Annotated in this window: 17 protein-coding genes and 2 pseudogenes; 15 read left to right on the plus strand and 4 right to left on the minus strand. The window is 60.2% G+C overall.

Features of this window, described 5'->3' with window-relative positions; all coding sequences use genetic code 11:
- Nucleotides 1–22: 22 nt before the first annotated feature.
- The 8 genes from QMX93_RS01110 (at nt 23) to QMX93_RS01145 (ending at nt 11,972) form a co-directional block, all read left to right on the plus strand.
- Entirely contained in the window at nt 23–1,000 is a 978-nt protein-coding gene (locus tag QMX93_RS01110) for an ABC transporter substrate-binding protein (RefSeq protein WP_282351692.1), read from the plus strand.
- Nucleotides 1,001–1,061: 61 nt separating this feature from the next.
- Nucleotides 1,062–2,180 carry an aryl-sulfate sulfotransferase gene (locus QMX93_RS01115; protein ID WP_282351694.1) on the plus strand — a complete coding sequence of 373 codons (1,119 nt, stop codon included), beginning with the start codon at nt 1,062–1,064 and terminating at the stop codon, nt 2,178–2,180.
- Between the two features lie 161 nt (nt 2,181–2,341).
- The gene (locus QMX93_RS01120) at nt 2,342–4,582 is read left to right on the plus strand and encodes a TonB-dependent receptor (RefSeq protein WP_282352008.1); all 2,241 of its coding nucleotides are present in this window, start codon (nt 2,342–2,344) and stop codon (nt 4,580–4,582) included.
- A gap of 72 nt (nt 4,583–4,654) precedes the next feature.
- Nucleotides 4,655–7,327, plus strand: a complete 2,673-nt coding sequence (locus QMX93_RS01125) for an RHS repeat-associated core domain-containing protein (protein ID WP_282351696.1) — start codon at nt 4,655–4,657, stop codon at nt 7,325–7,327.
- Nucleotides 7,328–7,459: 132 nt separating this feature from the next.
- Complete coding sequence (locus QMX93_RS01130; RefSeq protein ID WP_282351698.1) at nt 7,460–8,749, plus strand: FAD-binding oxidoreductase; 1,290 nt, start codon at nt 7,460–7,462, stop codon at nt 8,747–8,749.
- A 25-nt stretch (nt 8,750–8,774) separates the two neighbouring features.
- Nucleotides 8,775–9,332, plus strand: a complete 558-nt coding sequence (locus QMX93_RS01135) for an XRE family transcriptional regulator (protein ID WP_053120121.1) — start codon at nt 8,775–8,777, stop codon at nt 9,330–9,332.
- Nucleotides 9,333–9,357: 25 nt separating this feature from the next.
- Nucleotides 9,358–10,704: a glutamine synthetase family protein gene (locus QMX93_RS01140; protein ID WP_053120123.1), complete on the plus strand. Its 1,347-nt coding sequence runs from the start codon at nt 9,358–9,360 to the stop codon at nt 10,702–10,704.
- Between the two features lie 83 nt (nt 10,705–10,787).
- Complete coding sequence (locus tag QMX93_RS01145; protein ID WP_282351702.1) at nt 10,788–11,972, plus strand: DUF2252 family protein; 1,185 nt, start codon at nt 10,788–10,790, stop codon at nt 11,970–11,972.
- Between the two features lie 196 nt (nt 11,973–12,168).
- On the opposite strand, the gene QMX93_RS01150 is transcribed toward QMX93_RS01145, so the two are convergent.
- A complete protein-coding gene (locus QMX93_RS01150) occupies nt 12,169–13,467 on the minus strand; it encodes a carbohydrate porin (protein WP_282351705.1) in 1,299 nt (432 codons plus the stop codon).
- Nucleotides 13,468–13,556: 89 nt separating this feature from the next.
- Nucleotides 13,557–15,962, minus strand: a complete 2,406-nt coding sequence (locus tag QMX93_RS01155) for a glucose/quinate/shikimate family membrane-bound PQQ-dependent dehydrogenase (protein WP_282351708.1) — start codon at nt 15,960–15,962, stop codon at nt 13,557–13,559.
- 373 nt (nt 15,963–16,335) lie between these two features.
- Between QMX93_RS01155 and solA the strand changes: the two genes are divergently transcribed.
- Nucleotides 16,336–17,514, plus strand: coding sequence for an N-methyl-L-tryptophan oxidase (gene solA / locus QMX93_RS01160; protein ID WP_282351711.1), 1,179 nt, complete (start codon nt 16,336–16,338; stop codon nt 17,512–17,514).
- Between the two features lie 183 nt (nt 17,515–17,697).
- Here solA and QMX93_RS01165 read toward each other — a convergent pair whose 3' ends face one another.
- Nucleotides 17,698–18,906, minus strand: coding sequence for an MFS transporter (locus tag QMX93_RS01165; protein ID WP_282351713.1), 1,209 nt, complete (start codon nt 18,904–18,906; stop codon nt 17,698–17,700).
- A gap of 231 nt (nt 18,907–19,137) precedes the next feature.
- Here QMX93_RS01165 and QMX93_RS01170 point away from each other — a divergent pair, with 231 nt between their 5' ends.
- The 4 genes from QMX93_RS01170 (at nt 19,138) to QMX93_RS01185 (ending at nt 24,224) form a co-directional block, all read left to right on the plus strand.
- Nucleotides 19,138–20,058 (plus strand): AraC family transcriptional regulator, encoded by a 921-nt coding sequence (locus QMX93_RS01170; RefSeq protein WP_282351715.1) that lies wholly within the window; start codon nt 19,138–19,140, stop codon nt 20,056–20,058.
- Nucleotides 20,059–20,146: 88 nt separating this feature from the next.
- A complete protein-coding gene (locus tag QMX93_RS01175) occupies nt 20,147–20,602 on the plus strand; it encodes a (2Fe-2S)-binding protein (RefSeq protein ID WP_282351718.1) in 456 nt (151 codons plus the stop codon).
- Complete coding sequence (locus QMX93_RS01180; RefSeq protein ID WP_282351720.1) at nt 20,602–22,854, plus strand: molybdopterin cofactor-binding domain-containing protein; 2,253 nt, start codon at nt 20,602–20,604, stop codon at nt 22,852–22,854. The genes QMX93_RS01175 and QMX93_RS01180 overlap by 1 nt, the downstream gene beginning before the upstream one ends.
- 17 nt (nt 22,855–22,871) lie before the next feature.
- Complete coding sequence (locus tag QMX93_RS01185; protein ID WP_282351722.1) at nt 22,872–24,224, plus strand: cytochrome c; 1,353 nt, start codon at nt 22,872–22,874, stop codon at nt 24,222–24,224.
- Between the two features lie 24 nt (nt 24,225–24,248).
- Here QMX93_RS01185 and QMX93_RS01190 read toward each other — a convergent pair.
- A pseudogene (locus tag QMX93_RS01190) lies at nt 24,249–25,371 on the minus strand (sensor histidine kinase).
- 155 nt (nt 25,372–25,526) lie between these two features.
- Between QMX93_RS01190 and QMX93_RS01195 the strand changes: the two are divergent.
- Both QMX93_RS01195 and QMX93_RS01200 read left to right on the plus strand, forming a co-directional pair.
- Nucleotides 25,527–25,673, plus strand: a pseudogene (locus QMX93_RS01195) (LysR family transcriptional regulator); the annotation flags it as partial.
- Nucleotides 25,673–25,921 carry a hypothetical protein gene (locus QMX93_RS01200; RefSeq protein WP_282352033.1) on the plus strand — a complete coding sequence of 83 codons (249 nt, stop codon included), beginning with the start codon at nt 25,673–25,675 and terminating at the stop codon, nt 25,919–25,921. The pseudogene QMX93_RS01195 and the gene QMX93_RS01200, both read left to right, overlap by 1 nt.
- Nucleotides 25,922–25,935 lie beyond the last annotated feature (14 nt).

The following is a 25,935-nucleotide window of genomic DNA, read 5'->3' on the forward strand; positions in this document are numbered from 1 at the left end:
ACGCAAAAATGAGAGCACGACAATGCCGGTAAAACCTTCTGCTGCCAAGCCATCGCTCACCCTGAAAGCGCTGTTGTGCTGCGCTGCGTTGTTGATCGCACATCCGCTTTGGGCGGCGAACGAGGGGCTGAAAGTCGGTGACCAGAGCGGTCTGACTCAGGCGCTGCTGCACGCCGCCGGCGAAGATGAGGGCATCACGTATTCGCTGTCGTGGCATCCGTTTCTCGCCGGCACGACGATGCTTGAAGCACTGAGTGCCGGGGCAATCGACGTCGGCGTGGTCGGCAATGCGCCGCCGGTATTCGCTCAGGCCGGCGGCTACGATGTGCGCATCGTTGGTGTGGCGAGCGGCGCACACAACAACAACGCGTTGCTGGTGCCGGAAGGCTCAACCGTCACGCAAGTCGCCGATCTCAAAGGTCAGCGCGTGGCCGTGGCCAAAGGCAGTAGCGGCCATTACTTGTTACTCGCGGCCCTGCAGCGTGCCGGGCTGACGCCGCGTGATGTGAACATTGCTTACGTCAGCCCGGTGGATGCGCAAAACGCTTTCGCCAGCGGCAAACTCGATGGCTGGGCGGTGTGGTATCCGTTTGTAGGGCAGGCCACTTCGCGCGGGGCTCGCGTGTTGGTCGACGGCAGCGGCTGGCCGGAAACCGGTCTGAACTTCACCGTCGCCGGCCTGCAAACGTTGAACGACCCGCAGCGGGCAGCGCAACTCGGCGACCTGCTGGGCAGATTTGCCCGTGCTCAAGCCTGGGCCACCGCGCATCCGCAAGCGTGGGCCGAGGTATTCGCGCAGACCACGCGTCTGCCGGTCGCGCTGGTGCAAGAGATGCTTGCACATCAAGACCTTCGTTATGTACCGATTGAGAAAACCGTCATCAATTCGCAGCAGCACCTTGCCGACATGTTCGCCGCCGAGCGCTTGATTCCGCGACCGCTGCAGGTCGAGCAAATCTTCGACGACCGCTTTAACCGCTTGCTGCCCAACCCTCAATAACCCTTTGAACTGACCGTGCCGCGTTGCTCGCGGCCGGGATTCACTCGCCTGGAGAAAAGCCATGCCTCAACTGCATCCCACCACACTCAAACGTCGCAAAACCGGCCTCATCGCCGTCGATCACACCCGCAGCGCCGGCGGCTACACGCTGTTCGCGCCGCAGACGGCGGACGGCAATGTGTTCCTCATCGATCTAGATGGCGAAGTCGTGCACCGCTGGAAACTCCCGCAACGCCCCGGTCGCGACGCGGTGATCTTGCGCAACGGCAACCTCGGCTACAACGGCAATCACCCGGATTCGCCGGATCTGTTTCCGGGCTGGTCGGTGTGGCACGGCGGCGCGTTCAGCGAAGTCACCCCGGATGGCGAAGTGGTCTGGCAGCACACCGATCTGCTTCATCACCACGATGCGCAATGGCTGGATAACGGCCATCTGCTCTACACCACCGCCGAACCCTTGCCGCCGGAACTGGCGAAACGCGTGGTCGGCGGCATTCCCGGTAGCGAGGCGCCGGGCGGGGTGATTTATGCCGACGTGGTCAAGGAAGTCGATCGTCAGGGCAACACGGTGTGGGAATGGCGCAGCTGGGAGCACCTGCAACCGGAAGACTATCCGCTGCACGAAGCCTTCGAGCGGCATCACTGGCCAATGACCAACGCGGTGACGCCGGGCCGTGACGGCAAGGTGATTCTCAGCCTGCGCAGTGTGTCTTCGGTGATCGCTGTGCAGCGCGGCAGCGGCGAGGTGTTGTGGCGTTTGGGCCACGATTTGGTCGCCCAGCAACATTGCCCGAGCGAACTGGAAAACGGCAACGTGCTGGTGTTCGACAACGGCATCTTCCGCCCGCACGTGAGCATGCCGCACTCGCGCATCCTCGAAATCAATCCTTCGACTCAGCGCATCGAATGGCAATACGCCGACACCCCGGGCTATGCGTTTTTCACCCCGTTCATGGGCGGCGCGCAGCGGTTGCATAACGGCAACACGCTGGTCACCGAGGCCAATTTCGGCCGACTGTTCGAAGTGACACCGGCCGGCGATGTGGTCTGGGAGTTCGTCAATCCACACTTCGCCACGTACCCCGATGCTGCCTCGCGCCGCTATCTGCCGGGGGAAAACAACGCGATCTTCCGTGCTCACCGCTATCAGCGCGAAGAACTGCCATGGCTGCGTGACTGAAAACCCATAAACCTCAACCGCAACGATCACGCTCACGCAGGCCACGCGCAGCGAAGTATCGATTCCTCTCAAAGAGCTGCGTGATGCAGCTCCAGGAACCACCGATGAATCTTCTTTATTCGCGCAATTTTTCCGCAGGCGCTCTGGGTTTGTGTTCGTTAATGCCGCTGCTGCCGGCGATCGCCAATGATTTACCCGGCACCAGCGATGTCTTGCAAACGGTAACGGTCGAATCCCGGCGCCGTAGCGAAGACGCGCAACAAGTGCCCACGGCAATGAGCGTGCTCGGCGCGCAAACCCTTGAGGAACAACGTCTGTATCGCCTGCAGGATTTGCAGCAGGCGATGCCGAGCGTCAACGTCGCGTTTATGCACGCTCGGCAGTCGAGCCTGTCGATTCGCGGCTTGGGCAACAATCCGGCAAGCGATGGTCTGGAAGGCAGCGCCGGGATCTATCTGGACAATGTCTATCTCGGTCGGCCTGGCATGGCCGTATTCGACTTGCTCGATGTCGAGCAGATCGAACTGCTGCGCGGCCCGCAAGGCACCTTGTTCGGCAAGAACACCACGGCGGGCGTGCTCAACATCACCACGCGTCGCCCCTCAGCGACACCGCAAGGCACCCTCGCGACGTCGGTCGGCGAGGACGGTTACTCGCAGACTCAAGCGAGTTTTTCCGGGCCGTTGAATGACACGCTCACCGGGCGCATCGCCGCTTACAAGACTCATGAAAACGGCTACGTGAAAAACGAGTACGACGGCCATGACCTCGGTGGCGGCATGCGCCAAGGCGTTCGTGGGCAACTGGAGTTTCAGCCCAACGATGATTTCAATCTGCGCTGGCTCGCCGATTATCACGAGGAAGATTCCAGCGCCGGCACGCGTTCGCTGTTCAGCACCGGGCCGGTGATCAACGGCGTCAACCGTTACCAACAGCGTGCAGCGGCGGTCGGGGCGACGCTGGTGGACGGCCGTCGGGTCGATCTGGATGCCGATCAGAACGTCACGGTGTTTCAGGGCGGCACCTCGCTGGAGGCCAACTGGAATCTGGCCGGGGATTACACACTGACGTCGATCAGCGCCTATCGCTGGTGGGATTTCACCCCGCGCAATGATGATGAGCTGAACGTCGACGTGATGCACAACGTCGGGCAATCGGCCCGCGACAAGCAATATTCGCAAGAGATACGTCTGGCCTCACCGGTGGGTGAACATTTCGACTACGTGCTTGGCGCCTATTACTTCCGCCAGGAAATGAGCAACACCGTGTTCACCGATTACGGCCCGTTGGCGGACACGTGGAACGGTACCCCGCAGGGCGCGCTGAACAACGTCACCAGCGTCGGCCATGGCGATGTCGACACCGACAGTTACGCCACGTTTGCCCAAGGCACCTGGCATCTGACGCCAACCCTGGATTTCAGCGTGGGCGTGCGCGGCACCTATGAGCGCAAACTCGCACAGGTGACCCGCAACGCGCCGCTCGGTGGCGATGCGGCCAGCGCCGCTGCATTGCGCGTCAGAGATGCGAGGGTCGGTGCTTACGATTCCGGCGATTTGAGCCTCTACAGTTTCAGCCCCTCGGCGCTGGCCAGTCTGGCCTGGCATGTCAGCGATCAAGTGCTGGCGTACGGCTCGTTGTCGCACGGCGAGAAATCCGGCGGCGTCAATCTCGGCGTGGCCAGCGCCCCCGTCGCAGGTGCCGACTCGTTGTTGATCGGCAGCGAACGCGCCAACGACGCCGAACTGGGCATCAAAACCACGCTGTTCGACCAGCGCTTGCTGCTCAATGCCAACCTGTTCTGGACGGTGGTGCATGGCTACCAGACCAACGCTTACGACGATGTCTCGCTCACCAGCTATTTGACCAACGCCGGCACGGTGCGCAGTCGAGGCCTGGAACTTGAAAGCAGCTGGCGGCCGATGCCGGGCCTGACGATCAACGCCAACGGCTCGTTCAACGATGTGCGTTACCTGTCTTACGACGATGCACCGTGTCCCGCCGAAGTGGCTTTGCGCCCCGGCGCCCCGGCATCCTGCGACCTCAGTGGCCACGCGGTGGTGGGCGCGTCGAAATGGATCTTCAACACCAGCGCCAGTTATCAATGGAATCTCGCCGACGGCCTGCAACCTTACGTCAACGGTAATTACGCATGGCGCTCGCATGCGGTCGGCACCGTTGATGATTCCAGTGAAGCGCAGTTGCCGGGCTATGGACTGGTCAACCTGTCCACCGGTCTGCGCGGTGATTGGGGCAAAGGTCAGTGGGACGTGTCGTTGTGGCTGAAAAATGCCTTCGACAAGACTTACTACACCACGCTGTGGAACTCGCCGAATGGCGCGTATACGGGAGTGTTGGGCACGCCGAGGACGTTGGGGATGACGGCGCGTTACGATTTTTGAACCGGCCAGCGTCACGTCGCTGACTACACTGCGAGCTATCACCGCAGGGACGCGCATCCGATGGCAACGCTTATGAAGCAAACGCTCAACTCAAACACACCGATTTTGACGGTCGTTGATGCTCGACGTCTTCTGGTCAGAACGGTCAATTATTGCCGAACGCAGATCGACGATGCGGCAGAAGTGCGAGTGGATCGTCAGCTGCATGACGCTGGCGGCCGTGCGGTGAAACAGTGGGATCCGCGATTGTGGGCGTTGGCTGAGTCTGATGCAGAGACGCCGGCAAACCAGTCGACGGTTTGCTCTTTATCCGGTCAGGACTTGGCCAGCAACAACGTCGACGCTGGCTGGCGGGTCAATCTGGTAAACGATTCCGGGCAGACGATCTGCCGTTGGGATGGCCGCAAAAATCAATCGCGCTTTGAGTACGACTTGCTCTTGCGGCCGGTCGCGGTGTTTGAACAAGTCCACGGCGAAAGCGAGCGTTGTGTCGAGCGTTTGCGTTATGCAGGCACTGAAGCATCCGCGAGCAATTTGTGCGGACAGTTGATGCGTCACGACGATCCTGCGGGTTCATTGCATATTCATGAGGCCAGCCTGCAAGGTGCAGTTTTGCGGCAATCACAGCACTTTTTGGCGCTGGCATCTGCTCCGGATTGGCCGAAGTCTGTGGCGCAATGCGATGCGTTACTGGAGCCAGGAGGCGGCGCAGTCACCCTTCAGCATTACAACGCACTGAATGATTTTCTTAGCCTGACCGATGCGCGGGGACATTGCCGCCGTTCTACCTATGACGTGGCGGGTCAATTGCACCGAAGCAGTTTGCAACTGGCGGGTCAGGCTGAGGCGGTGTTGCTGTCAACGATCAGTTACAACACCTCTGGCCAGATCGAGCGGGAAGTCGCTGGCGATGCGGCCATCACCACGGCACGTTATTCGCCAATCGATGGTCGTCTGGAACAATTGCTCGCACTGAAGCCCGACGGCACTCGCCTTCAAGATCTGACGTACACCTCTGACCCGGTCGGCAATATCCTGAGCATTGAGGACGGTGCACAAACGGTGCGCTATTTCAATAACCAACGGATCGATTCCGTCAGTACCTACCGCTATGACAGCTTGTCCCAGCTCATCGAAGCCACGGGGCGAGGGGCTGCGGCATCCAGCCCCGATCAGTTCGCCAATTACACCCAACGCTACAACTACGATGCCGGCGGCAACCTGGTTCGGCTGCAGCATGTCGGCGCGCACTCCCATACCCGCGAGATGCAGATCGCGGCGTTCAGCAATCGCGGTGTCGTAAAAAATCAGGGTGATCCAGACGCAGCGTTCGATGCCAACGGCAATTTGCAGCAATTACAACCGGGTCAGGCATTGGCTTGGGATCTGCGTAACCAGTTGCGGCAAGTCACACCGGTCGAGCGAACCGAGACAGCCAACGACACCGAACGGTATGCCTATGACAGTGCAGGTCAGCGCGTTCGTAAAACTCGCTTTACCCAGGCTCGTAACAGAACTCATCAGGCCGAAGTGCGCTATTTGCCGGGTCTGGAGCTGCGCACTAATACCGCGACTGGCGAAGTCCTGCATGTCATCAGCATCTCTGCCGGGCGCAGCGGGGTGAGGGTATTGCACTGGGAGAGTGAGCCGCCCGCCGAGATGACCAATGATCGATTGAGCTACAGCTTGAGCGACCATTTGGGCAGCAGCAGTCTGGAGCTGGACGCGGCAGGGCGATTGATCAGTCAGGAAGGTTATTACCCTGACGGCGCAACCGCTTGGTGGGCGAGTCGCAGCGAGGTCGAGACGTCGTACAAGACCGTTCGTTATTCGGGCAAGGAACGTGATGCGACAGGGCTGTATTACTTCGGATTCCGGTATTACGCGCCGTGGTTGAATCGCTGGATCAATCCGGATCCGGCGGGTGTTGTTGATGGTTTGAATCTGTTTCGGATGGTCAGGAACAATCCGCTGCGGTACCGGGATGGGGATGGGCGGCTGCCGGAGGAAATCGAATACGATTATTCAGAAAACGCTCCGAGCGCAAAGATTCCGGGGTACCGACAGGATCCGCAGACATTCAGACGTTGGGATGTTGATGAGCCTACGGCGGTTGCTCGTAAACAGGCTGTTTCGCGTGGACTTTTACACGAGATAAAATCCGATACGAACATAATCACATCAAATTACACCCACCCATCCATACCCGCGCGCCGACGTTTTAAAAACGAGTATTCACCGGGCCGTTGGAGAATGATGGCTAATTATCGGGCTCCCGGAGATGGCCCGTACGCGACCGATGTGACCTGGCACCAGTACGAACAGGTTGCAAAGCAGAACAATTTTTACGGTGTACTTCCGAAAGTCATTGTGCGTTGGGGCGTTACAAATAAAGAGGCCCTACGCGCTACAGAGAAGCCTGAAGGTATTCTTGAACGTTTCTTGAATAGTGAAGGAAATGGTCGCTCTACCCAGAGAATCATGAATGCATTCGGCCTGCAGGCGACCAAGGTCGAGCGGAAACAAATCTATGATGATTCAAGCAGATCGGACATTGAAATCATTGCGGTGCATGTTGAGCCCGTTCCCATGGATCGCCCGTTGACCCACGAAGCTTTGCGAAAAGAAGTTGAGCGAGACTTGCGACGTGCAAGCCGTAACCCAATATCCCGAGCCGCGCACGCGGTATGGCGAACGGCCAAGCAGGCCGTATTGCCTGCTAACACCAATACTGGGCCCAGGTAGTCACGGGCAATGCTGGCAGTGAATGCAGATTACCTCCGACACCCAGCGGTTTGACGTCTGCGGGTTGCTGATATGAAATTAATTCTGTAGATTTTCATGAAATTATAAAAAGATAATTTCATGAGGTCACGAATGTTTCAGCAATCCACGCAGCACGTCGACAGCTATTACGCCCACAGTTGCGCGGATATTTTGCGTGAGCGACCTGCGCTGGAAGGTGAGCAGCACACCGACGTCGTCATCATCGGCGCCGGTTTCAGCGGTCTGCACACCGCGTTGCGTCTGGCCTTGGCCGGTAAACGCGTGACGTTGCTGGAAGCCAGTCGGGTGGCGTGGGCGGCTTCGGGGCGTAATGGCGGGCAGGCGATTCTTGGCTGGTCGTGCGACATGCCGCCGCTGGAAGCCGCGCTCGGCCATGAACGCGCCAAACGTCTGTGGGACGGTATGCGCTGGGCGGCGCAGGAGTTGCGTGAATTGCCGGGGCGTCATGGTTTTGATTGCGACTACCGGCCCGGCCATTTGTGGACGTCGGTGATGCCGCGTCGGGTTGGATTGCTGACCGAATGGCAACACGAGGCCAGCCACAAATGGGGCCACGATGCTTTGCAGTTCATTCCGCGTGAACAGTTGCCCGAGTGGGTGGCCAGCGATCGCTATCAGGCCGGGCTCTACGATCCGGAAGGCGCACACCTCAATCCTTTGAAACTGGCCCTCGGCCTTGCCGCCGCGATAGAACGTGCCGGTGGCCACATCTACGAACAAAGCAAAGCGCTGAGTTATCAGGAGGAGGGCGCAGGTTTTCGGGTCAACACTGCGCGCGGATCAGTTCGCGCTGATGTGTTGATCCTTGCCTGCAACGCTTATCTCGATGAACTCGATCCGCAACTGGCCGCCTGCATTTTGCCGGTCGGCACTTATCAGGTCGCCACCGCGACGTTGACGCCGGAGCAAGCCACGGCATTGCTGCCGAGCAACGTCTGCGTGACCGACAACCAATTCGTCCTCGATTACTTCCGCCGCACACCGGACAACCGCTTGTTGTTCGGCGGTGGCTGCACGTATCTGGGCGGCATGCCCAAGGATATTGCGGCGGCCACTCGGCCGTTTCTGCAGCGAGTGTTCCCGCAACTCAAAGGCGTCGAGGTGGAATTTGCCTGGGGCGGCCATATCGATCTGACGTTGAAGCGCACGCCGGATGTCGGCAGCGAGGGCAACCGCTATTGGCTTCAGGGTTACTCGGGGCATGGCGTGTTGCCGACACTGGCCGCCGCCCGCGCGGTGTCCGATGCCATTCTCGGTCAGAGCGATGAATTGGCGTTGTACCAAGGCCTGAGCAACGGTCGCTTCCCCGGTGGTAAACATTTTGCAGCGCCGCTGGAAGCCATCGGCAAGGCCTGGTATCGACTGCGTGACAGCGTCTGATGCGTCACTTTCCGGAAGTTGAATCATGAACAAGCAAGAAGAAATCGCCGCACTGGCGATCCTCATCCACGACCTGCGCAAGCACAAGAAGTGGACCTTGAAGGAGTTGGCCGACAAGATCGGCCGCTCGGTGGGTTTTCTCTCGCAGGTCGAGCGCGGCTTGTCGCGGCCAACCGTGGCAGACCTCACCGCGATCAGCGAAACCTTTGGCGTGCCGACCACGTATTTCTACAGTTTGCCCAAACCCAAAGAGCTGCCGTGGGTCACGCGCCCGGACGAACGCCGCACACTGTATTACGCCAACGGCATCACCGACATTCTGGTGTCGCCGCAGATGCGCGCCTCGTTTTCGATGCTTGAAAGTCATCTGGAAGCGGGCGCCAGCAGCGGCGATCGGCATATGACGGACAGCTCGGAGCAGGGTGGTTACGTGCTCGAGGGCGAGTTGACGCTGTGGCTGGGCGACGACGAAGAGCCGGCAACGCTCAAGGCCGGCGACAGTTTCCAGTTCGACAGCCACACCGTTTGCCGCTACGGCAATCTCACCGATCAGCTCACACGCGTGCTGTGGGTCTACACCTGATAACAACAAATAAAGGATGAACACGATGGACGCTGTCTGCGCCGACCTGTTGGCTGAAGTGCGCGCGTTTCGCCAACAACACCCCGAAGTGCGTTATGTCGACCTGATTTCTCTGGATATTCCGGGGCACTTTTACGGCAAGCGCTACCCGATCGACATGCTCGAAAAAGTCGCGGCGGGCAGCGCGCTCAAGCTGCCGCAGAACTGCGTGCTGCTGGGCGTGCAGGGCGGTTTGTTCAAAATTGGTGATTACTGCTTTAACGATGGCGATCCGGATGCCGTACGGCGTTTGGTGCCGGGCACTTTGAAACCGGTGACCTGGGAAGCGCAGCCGCTGGGGCAGATGTTGATTACCTCGGACGGCACTGAAAAACCCATCGAATTCGAACCCCGTGAAGTGCTGGCGCAGGTGCTCGATCGACTGGCGCGCAAAGGCATTCACCCAGTGGTGGCGTTCGAGCTGGAGTTTTATCTGTTCGATAAAAAGCTGCGCGACGGCCTCCCGCAATTCCCTCGTGATGACCTGACCGACGATGCCGATGATCAGCCGAACATGCACATCGAACGCCTGTCGCGGTTTGCGCCTGTGCTCGATGAAATGGTTGAAGCGACGCGCGCTCAAGGCATCGACGCCACGGTGATCACCGCAGAACTCGGCCCCGGTCAGTTTGAAATCAATTTCGGTCATCTCGACGACGGTTTGCGTGCAGCAGATTGGGCGGCGCTGTTCTGCCGCAGCACCCGTGGCGTGGCGCTCAAGCACGGTTATCGCGCCAGTTTCATGGCCAAACCGTATTTGCAGCACCCGGGCAGTGGCATGCATGTGCACGTCAGTTTGTACGATGCTGACGGCAATAACCTGCTGGCGGCGAATCAGCAACAGCCGTTGCGTCATGCGGTGGCGGGGTGTCTGGAATTGTTGCCGCACAGCATGCCGATCTTCGCCCCGAACCAAAACGCGATGCGTCGCTTGGGCGGTACGGTGAACACGGCGACCAAGGCAAGCTGGGGTTTTGAGGATCGTGATGCGTGTTTGCGCATTCCTGAATCGGACGCGAAAAACCTGCGCATTGAATATCGACTGGCCGGCGCGGATGCCAATCCGTATCTGGTGTTGGCAGCGATTCTGGTGGGACTGGAGCACGGCCTGGCAGCGGGCAAGGAACCCATTGCGCCGCTGAATGAAGACCGTGACAGCGGTATCGGTTTCCCCACGGAAATGTTTGAAGCGGTAAAAACCATGCAGCAGCAGCCGCAATTGCGTGAAGGGCTGGGCGCCGAGTTTGTGGACGTGTATTGCGAGAACAAACGTCAGGATCATTTGGCGTTTATGCAGGAGATCAGCGCGCGGGAGTATCGCTGGTATTTGTGAAGATTTATAAGAATCCAGAAACATTCTGAAACATTCACTCGATGGCAGGGGTCAACAGAGCACATCCCCTGCCAGAAGTCCCCATGAAAACACCTCGTCCCTCCGCACGCCTGGAAACCCTTTCGCAACTGCGAAATTTCAAGATGGCGAGGTCTGCGCATGCTTATGTTCGCGGTAGCACGGTGCAATTTTATGAATGGCTGCACAGCCAACCCGGCCGGCGCCTTCCCCACGGGCCTGCCGTATGGATCTGTGGCGATTGCCACGCCGGCAATCTCGGGCCGACCGGGGATCTGAAAGGGCAAATCGACATCCATATCCGCGACCTCGATCAGACCGTTATCGGCAATCCCGCGCACGACCTGGTCAGGCTTGCCCTGTCATTGGCCACGGCGGCACGCGGTTCCGATCTGCCCGGTGTCGCGACCGCGCGCATGCTCGAAGAAATGATGCGCGGCTACGAACAAGCCTTTGTCGACGACGTCGATAAAGAACCGCCACGCCCGGCGCAGGTCAAGGCGGGCATGCGCAGTGCCGTGCAGCGCACGTGGAAGCATCTGGCGCAGGAGCGTATCGAGAACACCAAACCGACGATTCCCTTGGGCAAACACTTCTGGTCGCTTTCGCGGGCAGAGCGTGCGGCGCTGAAAACCCTGTGCGCGAGCGATGACATTCATACGTTGGTGACCTCGTTGAAGGGCCGGTCGAAGGATGACCGGGTCAAACTGCTCGACTCGGCGTATTGGGTCAAAGGCTGCAGTTCGCTCGGACTGAAGCGTTACGCGGTGTTGTTGGGCGTGGGCGAGGGCGATGATCAGGATTTCTGCCTGCTCGATGTCAAAGAAGCGGTAACGGCTGCAGCACCCCGTGCGGCCAGATCTTCGATGCCGCGCGATAACGGTAAACGTGTCGTAGAAGGCGCGCGGCTTCTATCGCCGGGGTTGGGTAACCGCATGATTGCGACGCGCGTGCTTGATCATGGCTTTTTTGTCCGCGAATTGTTGCCGCAAGACATGAAGCTGGAACTCGATCAGTTGAGTCAGCGTGATGCGATGTTGGCGGCGGGGTATTTGGCGCGAGTGGTGGGGATTGCCCATGCGCGACAGATGGATCTGGCGACGCGGTCAGCGTGGATCAGCGAACTGCAAAACTGCCGTTCGAAGACACTGGATGCGCCGTCGTGGCTTTGGTCGAGCGTTGTGCAGTTAGTCGGCAGTCATGAGAAAGGCTATTTAGAGCATTGCCGACGCTACGCGCTGCAACACTGAAACCTCTGCGTTGTATGCACCACCGCTTTCGCGAGCAAGCTCGGCTCCTACAGGGATTTGCGGGTGTTTGGGATTCTGAGTACGGCCCAAAACTCGTAGGAGCAAAGCTTGCTCGCGAAGGCGGTGGTTCAGCCGATGCACAGGCTGAATGTAGAGACGCTTTCGCGAGCAAGCTTTGCTCCTACAAGGCGTGGTGTTAGAGCGAGGCTTTTACTTGCAGGCCCACGACCAGTGCGTTGTCGATGTCTTGCCCCGAGAACGCGCCCGGTTCGATGATGTATTGCACATTCGGGCGCAGCGTCAGCCATGGCGTGGCTTGATAGCCGTAACCCAGTTCGATCAATTGCTCGGCGCTGTCCAGGTTCGGGAACGCGGTGTCATTGGCCAGCGCGGCATCTTGCTGCACATCACGGCTGCGCGGGTTAGGCACGGCGCGACCGTAACCCAGCGCGACGGTGTCATGCGGGCGGCTGTCGAACGGTTTGTACAACACCACGCCAGTGCCATACCACTTGCTGAACGGCGAAGCCGCGTCGCTGGCCGCTGAATACTGCCCGAACGCGTGCAGGCTGCGGCCGGTGGAAGTCTGCGAAGCCCACACCGCTTGATCAACCAGCAAATAATGACCGCCGCGACCGGACACTTCATCGTCGCTGCCGATGCGTTTCACGTCGGAGCTGTCGTAGTAGTAACCCACCTTGTATTCGCCAGGCAATTCGCCGCCGTGCTTGTACACCAGCTCGATCGGCACCACGGTACCGGTGGTGTGTTTCGGCCCAAGGTGCCAGGCGCGGCTGGAGTTGCCGTTGCTTTGCGGGTCGACGTTGAACGCCGCCACGCGCAATTGCCAGGAGGACGACAGGTCATATTTCACCCGCACGCCCAAATGCGCGTTGGGGTAGTTGGTCCAGCCGCTGCCACCGGACATGTTCAGCGGATGACCGCAGAACCCGGCGTTCATGAAGTTGCAGAGAATGCCGCTGTCGAGGCCGCCGAGGTCGTTGCCCATCGCCATGTAGCCGAGTTTCACATTGAGCGCCGGGGTAAACAGGCTGCGCTCGTAACTCAGTTCGGTCAGGCGCGTGTACAAGCCGCCGTAGTTTTCCTGAATCGGCAAACGGTTGCCGACAAGGTCTTCCGAAGCGCTGTTGCCGCGGCGGTCGTTGATGGTCAATTGCACTTTGCCGGCGTTGTCGACGCCGTACAGTTTGCTCAGATCGAACTGCACGCCGAGCTTGATGTTCTGCGAGTAACGCGCCGAACGGTGCAGGCCGCCGTCAGCGTTGTAAGCGGTTTCACCGCTGTAGTCGCCGGTGAATTTGACACCTTCTTCATCCATCTGATGACGCAAGCCGCTCCAGTCGCCGGTAAGCGTGCTGCGGGTCAACAGATCGGAATCGCCGGCGGCCAGCGCGGGGAGGGCAGTGGTGCAGGAAAGGCCGATCAACAGGCCTTTGAACAGGTCGGAACGAGAAAAACGAACAGCCGATTGCATGTGAATCTTCCTGCTGGAATCTTGGGCAATGGAGCAAAGCAGCGCGGCACCCTAAGGTGCCGCGCTTGACTGGATGAAGTGACGACGGCTTACGGCAACGCGTAGGCCATGACGAGGTCGCCACGATCGGTCGACTGACGAGCGCCGCCCGCGGTGATGACGATGTACTGCTTGCCGGTTTTCGGCGAGACGTAAGTCATCGGGCCGCCCTGGCTGCCCACCGGCAGACGCGCTTTCCAGACTTCTTCACCGTTGCCGCTGTTGAACGCGCGCAGGTAGAAGTCTTGCGTGCCGGCGATGAAGATCAGGCCACCCTGGGTCGACAGCGTGCCGCCGAGGGTTGGCAGACCGATCTTGATCGGCAGGTGCATGCGGATACCCAACGGACCGGTGTCTTCAACCGTGCCGACTGGAACCTGCCAGGCGATTTTCTGCGTCTTCATGTCGATTGCGGTCAGGGTGCCGAACGGCGGTGCCTGGCATGGAATGCCGGCCACCGACAGGAAGCGGTTTTTGTTCACGGCGTAAGGCGTGCCCTTCAGCGGAACGGCGCCCATGCCGGTGTTCAGTGCTTCGCCGCCGGATGTGGCCTGGCCTTTGTTCTGCGACGGGATCATCTGAATCCACAGACCCAGGCGCATGTCGTTGACGAAGATGAAACCGTGTACCGGGTCAGTCGAGATGCTGCCCCAGTTCATGCCGCCCAGCGAACCCGGGAAGCTCAACGATTTATCCATGCCCGGCGCGGTGTACAAACCGTCGTAACGCATGCCTTTGAAGTCGATGCGGCAGAGCAACTGATCGTACGGGGTGGCGCCCCACATGTCGGATTCGGTCAGGTGCTGCGCACCGATCTGCGGCATGCCCACCGATTTCGGCTGGGTAGGGGAGTACGGTTCGTTCGGGATGTTCGCCGCTTTGACCGGCACTTCTTTCACGTCGGTCAGCGGTTTGCCGGTGGCACGGTCGAGCACGTAGATCTGCCCTGCCTTGGTGCCGATGACCAGCGCCGGAACGGTTTTGCCGTCCTTGGTGAAGTCGATCAGGCTCGGCTGCATTGGCAGGTCGAAGTCCCAGAGATCGTTGTGCACGGTCTGGAACACCCAGCGCTCTTCGCCGCTGCTGGCGTCCAGCGCGAGAATCGAAGCACCGTAGGTGTGATCGAGTTTGCTGCGCTCGACACCATAGATGTCGGTGGACGAACTGCCCATCGGCAGGAAGACCGTGTTGGTCGCCGAGTCATACGACATCGGCGCCCAGCTGTTCGGCGTGCTGCGCACGTAAGTGCTGCCGTCTGCCGGCGCGTTGCGATCCTGCGGGTTGCCCGGGTCGAACGCCCAGCGCATGGCGCCGGTCATCACGTCGAAACCACGGATCACGCCGCCCGGCATGTCGGTTTGCACGTTGTCAGCCACGCGACCGCCGACCACGACAGTGGTGCCGGCCATCAACGGTGCGGAGGACAACTGATAGTAGCTGTCCGGGACGTTACCCAGACCGGCCTTCAGATCGACCTGACCGTTGTTGCCGAAACCCTGACAGAACTCGCCAGTGTCGGCATCGACCGCGATCAGGCGAGCATCAATGGTGTTGGTCAGCAGACGACGCTGGCAATTGGCGGCCGGCACCGGTTTGGCTTCGATGATGCTCGAATTGCTCGGCTGAGCAATGGCGGCAGTCGCATCGAAATAGGCCATGCCACGGCAGCGCTGCCAGACTTTCGACTGGGCGTTGATCGAGTTCTTCCACAGCTCTTGGCCGGTGTCGGCATCGAGGGCGATCAGGTTGTTGTGCGGGGTGCAGATGAACACTTTGTTGCCGATTTGCAGCGGGGTGAGCTGGTCTTCGGCGCCGTTGCCATCGCTCTCGGCGATGTCGCCGGTGTGATAGGTCCAGGCGACTTTGAGCTTGTCGACGTTGTTGCGATTGATCTGATCCAGTGCAGCGAAGCGGCTGCCACCTTCGGTATTACCGTAGTGCGCCCAATCCTTCTGCGCCTTGTCCGGCTCGACCGGAGTGAGGCCCGGGCCAGTGCCGGTGGCGGCAACGGTCGGATGCGCGACGAACATGTTGCCCGCAGCGACGGCCAAACCGACCGCCAATACAGCGGCAACGCCGTAAGCGCCGCGACCCGCAACGCCACCGTTGGCGCGCTTGAGCATCGGGTAGACCAAGGCCACCACCAAGCCGATCGCGCTGAACATGAACAGGCGCGAGAACACCGGCCAGAACACCAGACCGGCATCACTGACAGCCCAGATCGCCGTCCCGACCAGGAACGCGGCGAACAACCAGGCACCGCTCAGCTTGAAGCGCGCGATCAGCAGACCGGAAACGGCCATGACCAAGCCACCCACCAGGAAGTACCACGAGCCTCCCAGGCTGACCAACTTCACGCCGCCCGCAGCCAGCGCCAAGCCGAGCAGGGCGATGACGACGCCCAGCCCGACCAGAATGAATTTTGATATGCCCGAGAGGCGTTGACTCTGCTTCACGTTGAGTGTCCCGTTGAAATGAGGCACGCATTATATAGTTAGGTAACTACCTAGTTAAATCACAAATTTCACCGTGAAGCGTAGTTCGCGGTTTTGGCTCATGCCTGAGGTGAAGCTTAGACGCTGAAATGTCTGTCGAAATATGCAAAAAAACGCTGTTATGTCAGCTCTATTGTGATTTGTGACAGACACTGAATGTCGCGCCGCAAGGCGTAAATCATTTGCGCCACGTTGTAAATGCGACGAATAACCACCCGGAAGCCCGAACCAGAGCCTCCGGTGGACGCGTCGAGCTATATGGATATGCTTTTTTAATCTTGGAATTCCGATTCTTTTACCGCTCAACTGGCGCCTTTTTGATCGGTGACTATTTATGTCCGAGCGATGTGAGGTGCTGGTTTTAGGCTTGGGCGCGATGGGCGCCGCCACGGTTTACCAGTTGGCGAAAGCGGGGGTGAACGTCGTCGGAATTGATCGTCATCACCCGCCGCATAACCTCGGCTCCAGTCATGGTGATACCCGAATCACAAGGCTTTCGGTTGGCGAGGGCGCGCAATATGTGCCGATCGTGCGCAATTCGCATCGCATCTGGCGTGAGCTTGAGGCGTTGTCGGGTGAGTCGCTGTTCGAGCAATCCGGGCTTCTGGTGCTGACGTCGAGCGCCGAGTTCGATCCTGCAGATCAGAGCGACTTCACCTTGCGCACCATCGGGCTGGCGCAGACCTACGGCATCGAGCACGAAGTCTTGTCCGCCGAGCAGATTCGCCAGCGCTTTCCTCAATTCGCCAACGTGCACGACTCGGCCATCGGTTATTTCGAACCCGGTGGCGGCTTCGTGCGTCCGGAGCGCTGCATCGATGTGCAGCTCAAACTGGCCGAGCAGCACAAGGCGACGCTTTATAAAGGCGAGACCGTCACCGCAATCACCTCGGACGCGGACGGTGTCACCGTTACCACCGACCGCCGCACGCTGTTTGCCAACAAACTGGTGATCAGCGCAGGCAACTGGAGCGGTGAGTTGCTCGGCAAACCGTTTGAAAATCTGCTCAGTGTGTACCGGCAGAAACTGTTCTGGTTCGAACTGGAAGAGAACGCCGGACTGGTGGGCCATTCACCGACGTTTATCCTGACCCACGGCCGTGGCGACGACAAAATCAACTATGGCTTCCCCGCATTACCCGGCGAAGGCAGCCTGAAAATCGCTACCGCGCAGTACCACACCGCATCGGCGCCGCAGGCCATCGACCGCACGGTTTCAGCAGCCGAAGCGCAGGACATGTACGAGCAGCAAGTACACAAGCGCATCGCCGGCGTGACCGCAAAGGTCAGCAAATCCGCCGTCTGCGCCTACACCGTCACGCCGGATCGCCACTTCATCATCGACGAGCATCCGTCGCTGCAACACACGCTGTTCGTGTCGGCGTGTTCGGGCCATGGCTTCAAGCATTCCGCGGCACTGGGCGAGGCGTTTGCACAGTGGTGCATGCGTGGCTCGACCGACCTGGATCTGTCCTCTTTCTCCCTGAAACGCTTCGAAGGAAAACTATCGTGAAACGTGTCGCGCTCTCCGTCGCACTGCTGGTCGCCGCCATGGGTTCTGTTTCTTAAACCTCAGCTTGCCAAAGAAGCGTGACATTCGACGACAAAGTTTTCTCTGACGACATTCAGCCCGACCGGTGAAGCAGTTCATTCTTGAGCGTTATCACGGCGATGTAGTGCCGGCGTTCTGATCACGTCAGGCCGTCACGTTCGATTCGGCAAAATGCACTTCAGTGGCTGCGCGACCTGCCAGCCACGCGAGTACGGACGCGACGACCAACACGGCAGCGCTCAGCTCGAATGTGGCTTTGTAGCCGCTCAGATCAAAGGCCAAACCGCCGACGATGGCGCCGCCGGCGATCGCCAGTTGAACAATCGCCACCAGCATGCCGCCACCGGCTTCCGCATCATCCGGCAGCGTCTGCGCCAGCCATGTCCACCAGCCGACCGGCGCGGCCGTGGCGACCAATCCCCACAGTCCGAGCAGCACGGCCGTCAGCATTGCCGACTCGCCGAAGTTCACCAGCGCCAAAGCGATGCCGGCCATGATCAACGGGATAACCGTGAGCGTGCGGTAGAGGCCGCGGCCCATGAATCTTTCGATCAGAAAGGTGCCGATAAACCCTGCGAGTCCCAGCCCCAGCAGCATCAAAGACAGTGTTGAAACACTGACGCCGGTGACGCCCTCAAGGAACGGGCGCAGGTAAGTGAACAACATGAACTGGCCCATGAAAAACACGCTGACGGCGATCATGCCCAAGGCCACGGGCGGCTGACGCATCAGTTGCAGGGCGTTGGCGCCGCCGGCCTTGCGTTCGGCCTTGAAGGACGGAAGGCTGATCATCAACCACACCGCGGCCAGCGCTGCCACCGGCACCACACAGAAAAACGCACCGCGCCAGCCGATCAACGAACCGAGGAAGGCGCCCGCCGGGGCGGCGATCACCGTTGCGAGCGCGTTGCCACCGTTGACCATGGCCAGTGCGCGCGGTACTTGATCAGGCGCCACCAGACGCATGGCCGTCGCCGCCGACAATGACCAGAAACCACCGATGGCGATGCCGATCAAGGCACGTCCGATCATGAATGACGGATACCCCGGCGCGAGCGCGACGATCGTGCCTGACACGATCATCAGCAAGGTCAGACTCAACAGCAATTTCTTGCGTTCAACGCGGGCAGCGATGCTTGCAATCAGCAGGCTGGTGATCAACGCGAACGCACCGGACACGGAAATGCCCTGACCCGCCTGGCCTTCGGTGATGTGCAAATCGGCGGCAATCGGCGTCAGCAGGCTGACCGGCATGAATTCTGAAGCGACCAGAGCGAACGCGGCCAGGGACATGGCCAGCACGGCGCTCCAGCCGCTTTTCTTTGTAGCAGGATCGGTAAGAGGGGTTGTCATGGAAACTACCTGTGTTGCGCGAAAAGCGTAAGGAGGTGATGCGCAGGGGTTGAAGCGATGGATGCCTGCAAGGGCATGCCCCTGTAACAGTTCGACACATTCTCCCGGTCGATCCGCCGCTGCTCTAGTGCATTCCTCTTGAATGCTTGCCTGATCCTCTGAGGATGCAGGGTTGTGGATAGGAAAGCTCGGTTGCGCGGACTACAGTTCGGTCAACAGGAGTGACCGACCATGATCCACATCCCCCAACGCCATGAATCGCCGTTAGCGTTGCAGATTGACCCGCGCATCAGCGCAGCGGGTGACTTCGCGACGTGCATACCCGGGCTGTCGCTGTTTCGCCGCGACCAGCCAGCGCCACCTGCCGTGTGCATGATCGAACCGAGCCTGATTCTGGTCGGCCGTGGCGAGAAACGCTTGTGGGTCGGCGGGGAGGGTTATCGTTACGACCCTTCGCGGTTTCTGGTCACGTCGCTGGATTTGCCCGCCAACTCCGAAGTGCTGCTCGCCAGCCCTGAGCAGCCCTGTGTCGGTCTGGTGTTGAAACTGGACATCGGCATGCTCGCCGAGGTCATCACCAAAAGTGGCTTGCCCGCCAAGCGGCAGCCATCCACAGGCACCGGCGCCGGCATTGGCAATGTGTCCTCGGCGCTGGAAGGCGCGCTTGATCGGCTGTTGGCCCTGCTTGATGAACCCGAGGCGATCCCGGTGCTGGCGCCGCTGATCCTGCGTGAAATCCACTACCGGCTCCTCAATACCGATCAAGGTTCACGTCTGCGGCAGATCACTGCGGTGGATGGTCAGGGCTATCGCATCGCCAAAGCCATCGACTGGTTGAAACTCAACTACACCGTTGCACTGCGCATCGACGATCTGGCCGCACGCGTGCAGATGAGTGCGCCGACTTTTCACCTGCATTTCCGCCAACTGACTGGCATGAGCCCGCTGCAGTACCAGAAGTGGCTGCGGCTCAACGAGGCGCGTCGGCTGATGCTGGTCGAGCGCCTGGACGTTTCGCGCGCGGCGTTTGCGGTCGGTTACGAAAGTCCTTCGCAGCTCAGCCGTGAATATGGCCGCCTGTTCGGTACCGCGCCCAGTCGCGACATGGCGCTGCTGCGCGGGCAACCAATCGAAGCAGAAGCGGCAAGTTAAACCACAGACACGCTTTACCGGGGATGCGCCTCGCCGCGCGTCACCGTTCATAACAATGCACGTCAACCGATGATAGAGCGGGTGAGCCATGGAATTACGAATCAACCAGAAGACCTATCAGGTCGATGCCGACGCCGATACGCCCTTGCTGTGGGTGATCCGCGATGACCTCGGCATGACCGGCACCAAGTACGGCTGCGGACTGGCGCAGTGCGGCGCCTGTTCCGTGCTGGTCGACGGCAATGTGGTGCGTTCGTGCGTGACGCCGGTGGCCGGCGTGGTCGGCCGCGAAATCACCACCATTGAAGCCATCGAGGCTGACGAAGTCGGCAAACGGGTGGTCGCGACCTGGGTCGATCTCCAAGTGGCCCAGTGTGGTTACTGTCAGTCGGGGCAGGTCATGGCCGCCACGGCGTTGCTCAAGCAAAACCCGCAGCCAAGTGACGCGCAAATCGACGCGGCGATGGTCAATCTGTGCCGCTGCGGCACCTACAACGCCATTCATGCCGCCGTGCATGAGCTGGCCGGCAAGAGGGACGCCTGATGAGCATCCGTATCGATCCGTCCAGTGAGGCATCCGCGTTCGCGCTGCACGAGCCGATCAATGTCTCGCGCCGACGTTTTCTGACCGGTACCGCCGTCGGTGCGCTGGTGCTTGGCTTCGGTCTGCCGCTCGGTTCGACCCGCGTGCAGGCCGCAACGGCTGCGGCGACTGCCGAGCGCGGTACGCAAGTCCCGGCGTTTCTGGAAATTCGCCCGGACAACCGCGTGCGTCTGCTGTGCCCGTTTATGGAAGGCGGGCAGGGCACGTTCACCGCGATGGCGCAAATTGTCGGAGAAGAACTCGATGCCGACCCGGCGACCTTCCTCGTCGAAGCCGCACCGCCCGGTGAAGCCTATGTGGTTTTGAAGAACGGCATGCGCATCACCGGCGGCAGCATGTCGGTGCGCATGAGTTACCCGGTGATGCGCCGCCTCGGCACACTGGCCCGCGCCATGCTGTTGCAGGCCGGCGCGGAAAAACTCGGCGTGCCGGTCGGCGAGCTGACGACCGAACCCGGTAAAGTCCTGCATGCCGCGTCGGGCCGGTCGTTGACCTACGGCGAATTGGCCGGGCGTGCGATGGATCTGCCGGTTCCCGATCCCGCCTCAATAACACTACGAGATCCGAGCCAGTTCCGCTGGATCGGCAAACCGGTGAAGCGCCTTGATGCCTATGACAAGTCCACGGGCAAGGCGGTGTACTGCATCGATCTGAAGGTCGACGACATGCTGCACGCCGCCGTTCAGCATGCGCCGCGTTTGGGCATGACGGTGGGCAACCTGCGCAACGAAGACCAGGTCAAGGCGATGCAAGGCGTGCATTCCGTGCACCGTCTGCCGGGCGCCGTGGCAGTGGTTGCCGAGCGCTGGTGGCACGCGAAACGCGCGGTCGAGGCGATTCAGGTCGACTGGCAAGAACCATCAGCCGACAGCAAAGTCCGGCCGATGCCCGCCGACTTTTCCAGCGATGCCTGGCTCAAGCGCCTCGCTGAAGATAAAAGCCCCGCCAAAGATGATGAACATGAAGGCGACGTCGCGACCATTCTTGCTGATACCAAGACGCGGATCGACGCCACTTACCACAATCAATACCTCAACCACGGTCAGTTGGAGCCGCCCTCGGCGCTGGCCAGATTCAATCCGGACGGTTCGCTGGAGGTCTGGCTGCCCAATCAGGCGCCGGACATGTTCCGCGCGGACATCGCCAAGCGCACCGGCCTGGATCCGTCGCGCATCACCTTGCATTCGCCGCTGCTGGGGGGCTTCTTCGGTCGGCATTTCCTCTACGATTCCGCCAGTCCTTATCCGCAGGCGATCGAGTTGGCCAAAGCTGTGGGTCGCCCGGTCAAACTGATCTGGAGTCGCGAGGAAGAGTTTCTGCGTGACGTGCTCCGCCCCGTTGCGGCGGTGAATTTCCGCGCCGCGCTGGACAAGGACGGCTGGCCGCTGGCAATCGAGGCGATCAGTGCCACCGAAGGCCCGACCGAGGCCCTCGCTGGCAAGCAGGGCGAAAAACTCGACCCTACCGCGCTTGAGGGGTTGTCGGGCAAATCCTATGCAATCGCCAACAAGCGCATCGCGCAGATCTATGTCAAAGGCCCGGCGATGCTCGGTTACTGGCGTTCCGTGGGCAATTCCCTCAACGACTTCTTCTACGAATCGTTCCTTGATGAACTGGCCGATAAGGGCGGCAAAGACCCGTTCGAACTGCGCCTGCATTTGCTGCGCGACAACAAACGTTTGACCACCTTGCTGCAAGCGGCGGGTGAGTTATCGGGTGGCTGGAAGCGCGGCCCGTTTACCGCCGAGGACGGCAGTCGCCGTGCGCGTGGCGTGGCAATGGCTTCGCCGTTCGGAACGCACACGGCGGTAATCGCCGAGGTGTCGATCGAAAACGGCCAGGTCAAAGTGCATGACATCTGGCAGGCGATTGACCCGGGCAGCATCGTCAATCCGGCGATTGTCGAGGCGCAGGTCAATGGTGCCGTGGCGTTGGGGTTATCGCAGACATTGGTGGAAGAGGCCGTTTGGCTGGATGGCAAACCACGCGCGCGCAACTACGACTTGTACCCGATCCTGCCGCCTGCGCGGATGGCGCGGGTGCATGTGCGTGTTGTCGAGAGCGGGGAAAAAATGGGCGGCATCGGCGAACCACCATTGCCCGCCGTCGCGCCAGCCGTGGCGAACGCAGTGGCAACCCTCACCGGGCAACGGGTTCGCAGCCTGCCCATGAGCCGACACACCTTCACTTGATCAGCGCCGGAGCGTCCATGAATAACAGCCGATTCGCAAGAACCGCTGGCTGGCTGGCAGTGCCGTGCCTGGTCGCGGCAGGCCTGCTGGCCTGGTATGTCACCCGCGAGCCTGTCTCGCCTTTTGAAGATCACACGATCACTGCCGCCGACGTCGACCCGGCGCTGCTGGCTCGGGGCGAATACGTCGCCAGGCTCAGCGATTGCGTGGCTTGCCACAGCGTACCGGGCGCGGCCCCGTTCGCCGGCGGCCTGGAAATGGCCACGCCGCTGGGCGCGATTCACGCGACCAACATCACCCCGGATCATCAAACCGGGATTGGTCGTTACAGCCTGGCCGATTTCGACCGTGCCGTGCGTCACGGCGTGGCACCTGACAGTCGCCGTTTGTACCCGGCGATGCCTTATCCGTCGTACGCCAAGCTCAGTGACGACGATGTGCGTGCGCTGTATGCGTTCTTCATGAAAGGCGTGGCGCCGGTCAAACAAGCGAACCTTGCGAGCTCGATTCCCTGGCCGCTGAACCTGCGCTGGCCGATTGCCGTGTGGAACGGTGTATTTGTCGACGGTGGATCCTACCTGCCCAAATCGTCGCAAGATGAAGTGTGGAATCGCGGCGCTTACCTGGTGCAGGGCGCCGGCCACTGCGGTAGTTGCCATACGCCTCGCGGCCTGGCGTTCAACGAAAAGGCGCTGGATGATTCCGCTGCGCCGTTCCTCGCGGGCTCCTTGCTGGATGGCTGGTACGCGCCGAGTCTGCGTGATGACCACAACACCGGGCTGGGCCGATGGAGCGAGGCGGAAATCGTCCAGTTCCTCAAAACCGGTCGCAATCGCCACGCGGTGGTCTACGGCTCAATGACCGAGGCGTTCAACAACTCCACGCAGTTCATGAGCGACGAAGATCTGACGGCCATCGCCCGCTATCTCAAATCGTTGCCTGGCGACCCGCAGCGCGACGGCCAGCCATGGCAATACCAGGCAGTTTCGGCAGCGACGCGTCTGGATTCGCCGGGTGGTCACACCTACGTTACGCGCTGTGCCTCGTGCCACGGCCTCGACGGCAAGGGGCAAGCGCAATGGATGCCGCCGCTGGCAGGCGCCACTTCTGCGCTGGCCAAAGAGAGTGCCTCGGCAATCAACATCACCTTGAACGGCTCGCAGCGCATCGTCGCTGCCGGTGTACCGGACGCCTATCGCATGCCGGCATTCCGTGAGCAGTTGTCGGATCAGCAGATCGCCGAAGTGCTGACATTCATGCGCAGCACATGGGGCAATCAGGCCAGCGCTGTTGATGCGCAAGCCGTTGGCAAGCTGCGTGAACACACTGATCCAGCCAGCAGCAGCCCGATCATTTTGCACATGCGCTAGAGGAGTCAAACGTAGAACTCGCCGTCAGTCGAGCGGCACCTTCACCAGAAAAGAGGTGCCGTGCTCGGTGTTGGAGACAACCTCGATTGTTCCTTGATGTGATGCGACGATCTCGGAAGCGATGAACAGCCCCAGACCCAGCCCATCTGAAGGCGGGTGATCAACGACCGAGCGTTGGGAAAAACGCCCCATGGGATTGAAAATAAACGGCAGTACATCCTCGGCAATAGGCTCTCCGCGGTTGTGCACGGTAAAGATTGCCGAGCGATCAGAGACCGCCAACTGCACTTCAATGGGCGTCTGAACATCGCCATGCTGGACAGCGTTGCCGATGATATTGGAGAACACCTGCTCCATACGCGGCCCATCAAATTTGCCTGCAACCGGTGATTCCGCCGTGAAAACAACGTTGGCGTCAGGGTGAAACGCTCGTATTTCATCGACGATGCGTTCACACAGCGGCGCTAGATCCAACGCCGTTTTTTTAACAGGAATGCCTGGCCCCATCTGGCAACGGGTCAAGTCCAGCAAGTCGTCAACAATCTGATTCGCGCGTCTCACACTGGTGAAAATCTGGTTCGCCAGTCGGGTACCGCGTTCTCCGACATCGGCAGACCGGCGCAGGCTGTCCGCACCCAGCAGAATGGCGCCTAACGGTGTGCGCAAATCATGGCCGAGGATGCCCAGAAAGATATTGCGTGACGCGTCCACGGCTCTTGAATAACTGGCAATGGATTCGGCGAGCGCCTGATCGATGGCTTCGTGGAAGCGGTTCATGTCGTCAGCATCGAAGGGCGTGCCGGACTTCACTTTGACCATCCACTGATTGAGCACGCTGGTGCGCAAAGCCCGATACTCAGAGACCATCTGATCGATGGTAAATCCCGCCATCAACCGGGTGACGGCGTGGGTTTCGGCGGGCGTCTCTTCAGCGCTGCTGGGCCCATGCCCCAGAGATTGCGATTTGTTCCGAGCGTGTCTGTTGGGTGCGTAGATCTATTACGATGGCTTCGAGCATCTGGCCGGCATGATCGCGCAAGGCTTCACGATCCAGCGCCGCGCCGGGCGTTTCGATGGTTCTGGCGAAATCCTCCCACGCCTGAAGAATAGGCTCGATATGTTCAATGATGAAATCGGGGAGGCGCATGTCGGTAATCCTGGTGAGGGCTTATGAAAAGTCGCCGAGCGTTCATTTCACAGCATGAATCGATCCAGTATGCTCACTTTCGTCCGACTCTGGGCACTCCGATCGCAGCATCCATCAGTCGGGTTTGATACTGCTACTTTTCCAGGAACTGTTCCATGCGCTATCGACGACTCGATCTGAATCTTTTAGTGGCGCTGGACGCTTTGTTAAGTGAGTGCAGCGTCAGCCGCGCAGCTGAGCGATTACATCTCGGGCAGTCGGCGACCAGCTCGGCACTCGGGCGCTTGCGCGAGCATTTTAATTGCTGGTGCAGGCGGGGCGGATCACCAGTCAGCTGGATCCCAAGGACGCGCGGCGTTACACCGTGCGATTGACGGCCAGCGGCAAGGAGCTGCATGACCGTGTACTTAAAGTGGCGCTGGAGCGCGAGTCGCGTCTGCTCAGCGGATTGACCCCGGGCGAGGTCGACACGCTGGTTGACTTGCTTGGGCGCCTGCATCTGCAGGTGCCCAATGTGAACAGTTATGACCCGAGTGACGATCAAGTCTGACCACCGCTGGCACA

The organism is Pseudomonas sp. PS01303 (genome assembly GCF_029959385.1).
Lineage (GTDB): Bacteria > Pseudomonadota > Gammaproteobacteria > Pseudomonadales > Pseudomonadaceae > Aquipseudomonas > Aquipseudomonas rustica.

What these genes read in the sequence shown, in the direction of transcription:
- QMX93_RS01110 (WP_282351692.1), top strand. Translation starts at nt 23, where the DNA reads ATGCCGGTAAAACCTTCTGCTGCCAAGCCATCGCTCACCCTGAAAGCG.
- QMX93_RS01115 (WP_282351694.1), top strand. Translation starts at nt 1,062, where the DNA reads ATGCCTCAACTGCATCCCACCACACTCAAACGTCGCAAAACCGGCCTC.
- QMX93_RS01120 (WP_282352008.1), top strand. Translation starts at nt 2,342, where the DNA reads ATGCCGCTGCTGCCGGCGATCGCCAATGATTTACCCGGCACCAGCGAT.
- QMX93_RS01125 (WP_282351696.1), top strand. Translation starts at nt 4,655, where the DNA reads ATGAAGCAAACGCTCAACTCAAACACACCGATTTTGACGGTCGTTGAT.
- QMX93_RS01130 (WP_282351698.1), top strand. Translation starts at nt 7,460, where the DNA reads ATGTTTCAGCAATCCACGCAGCACGTCGACAGCTATTACGCCCACAGT.
- QMX93_RS01135 (WP_053120121.1), top strand. Translation starts at nt 8,775, where the DNA reads ATGAACAAGCAAGAAGAAATCGCCGCACTGGCGATCCTCATCCACGAC.
- QMX93_RS01140 (WP_053120123.1), top strand. Translation starts at nt 9,358, where the DNA reads ATGGACGCTGTCTGCGCCGACCTGTTGGCTGAAGTGCGCGCGTTTCGC.
- QMX93_RS01145 (WP_282351702.1), top strand. Translation starts at nt 10,788, where the DNA reads ATGAAAACACCTCGTCCCTCCGCACGCCTGGAAACCCTTTCGCAACTG.
- QMX93_RS01150 (WP_282351705.1), bottom strand. Translation starts at nt 13,467, where the DNA reads ATGCAATCGGCTGTTCGTTTTTCTCGTTCCGACCTGTTCAAAGGCCTG.
- solA (WP_282351711.1), top strand. Translation starts at nt 16,336, where the DNA reads ATGTCCGAGCGATGTGAGGTGCTGGTTTTAGGCTTGGGCGCGATGGGC.
- QMX93_RS01165 (WP_282351713.1), bottom strand. Translation starts at nt 18,906, where the DNA reads ATGACAACCCCTCTTACCGATCCTGCTACAAAGAAAAGCGGCTGGAGC.
- QMX93_RS01170 (WP_282351715.1), top strand. Translation starts at nt 19,138, where the DNA reads ATGATCCACATCCCCCAACGCCATGAATCGCCGTTAGCGTTGCAGATT.
- QMX93_RS01175 (WP_282351718.1), top strand. Translation starts at nt 20,147, where the DNA reads ATGGAATTACGAATCAACCAGAAGACCTATCAGGTCGATGCCGACGCC.
- QMX93_RS01180 (WP_282351720.1), top strand. Translation starts at nt 20,602, where the DNA reads ATGAGCATCCGTATCGATCCGTCCAGTGAGGCATCCGCGTTCGCGCTG.
- QMX93_RS01185 (WP_282351722.1), top strand. Translation starts at nt 22,872, where the DNA reads ATGAATAACAGCCGATTCGCAAGAACCGCTGGCTGGCTGGCAGTGCCG.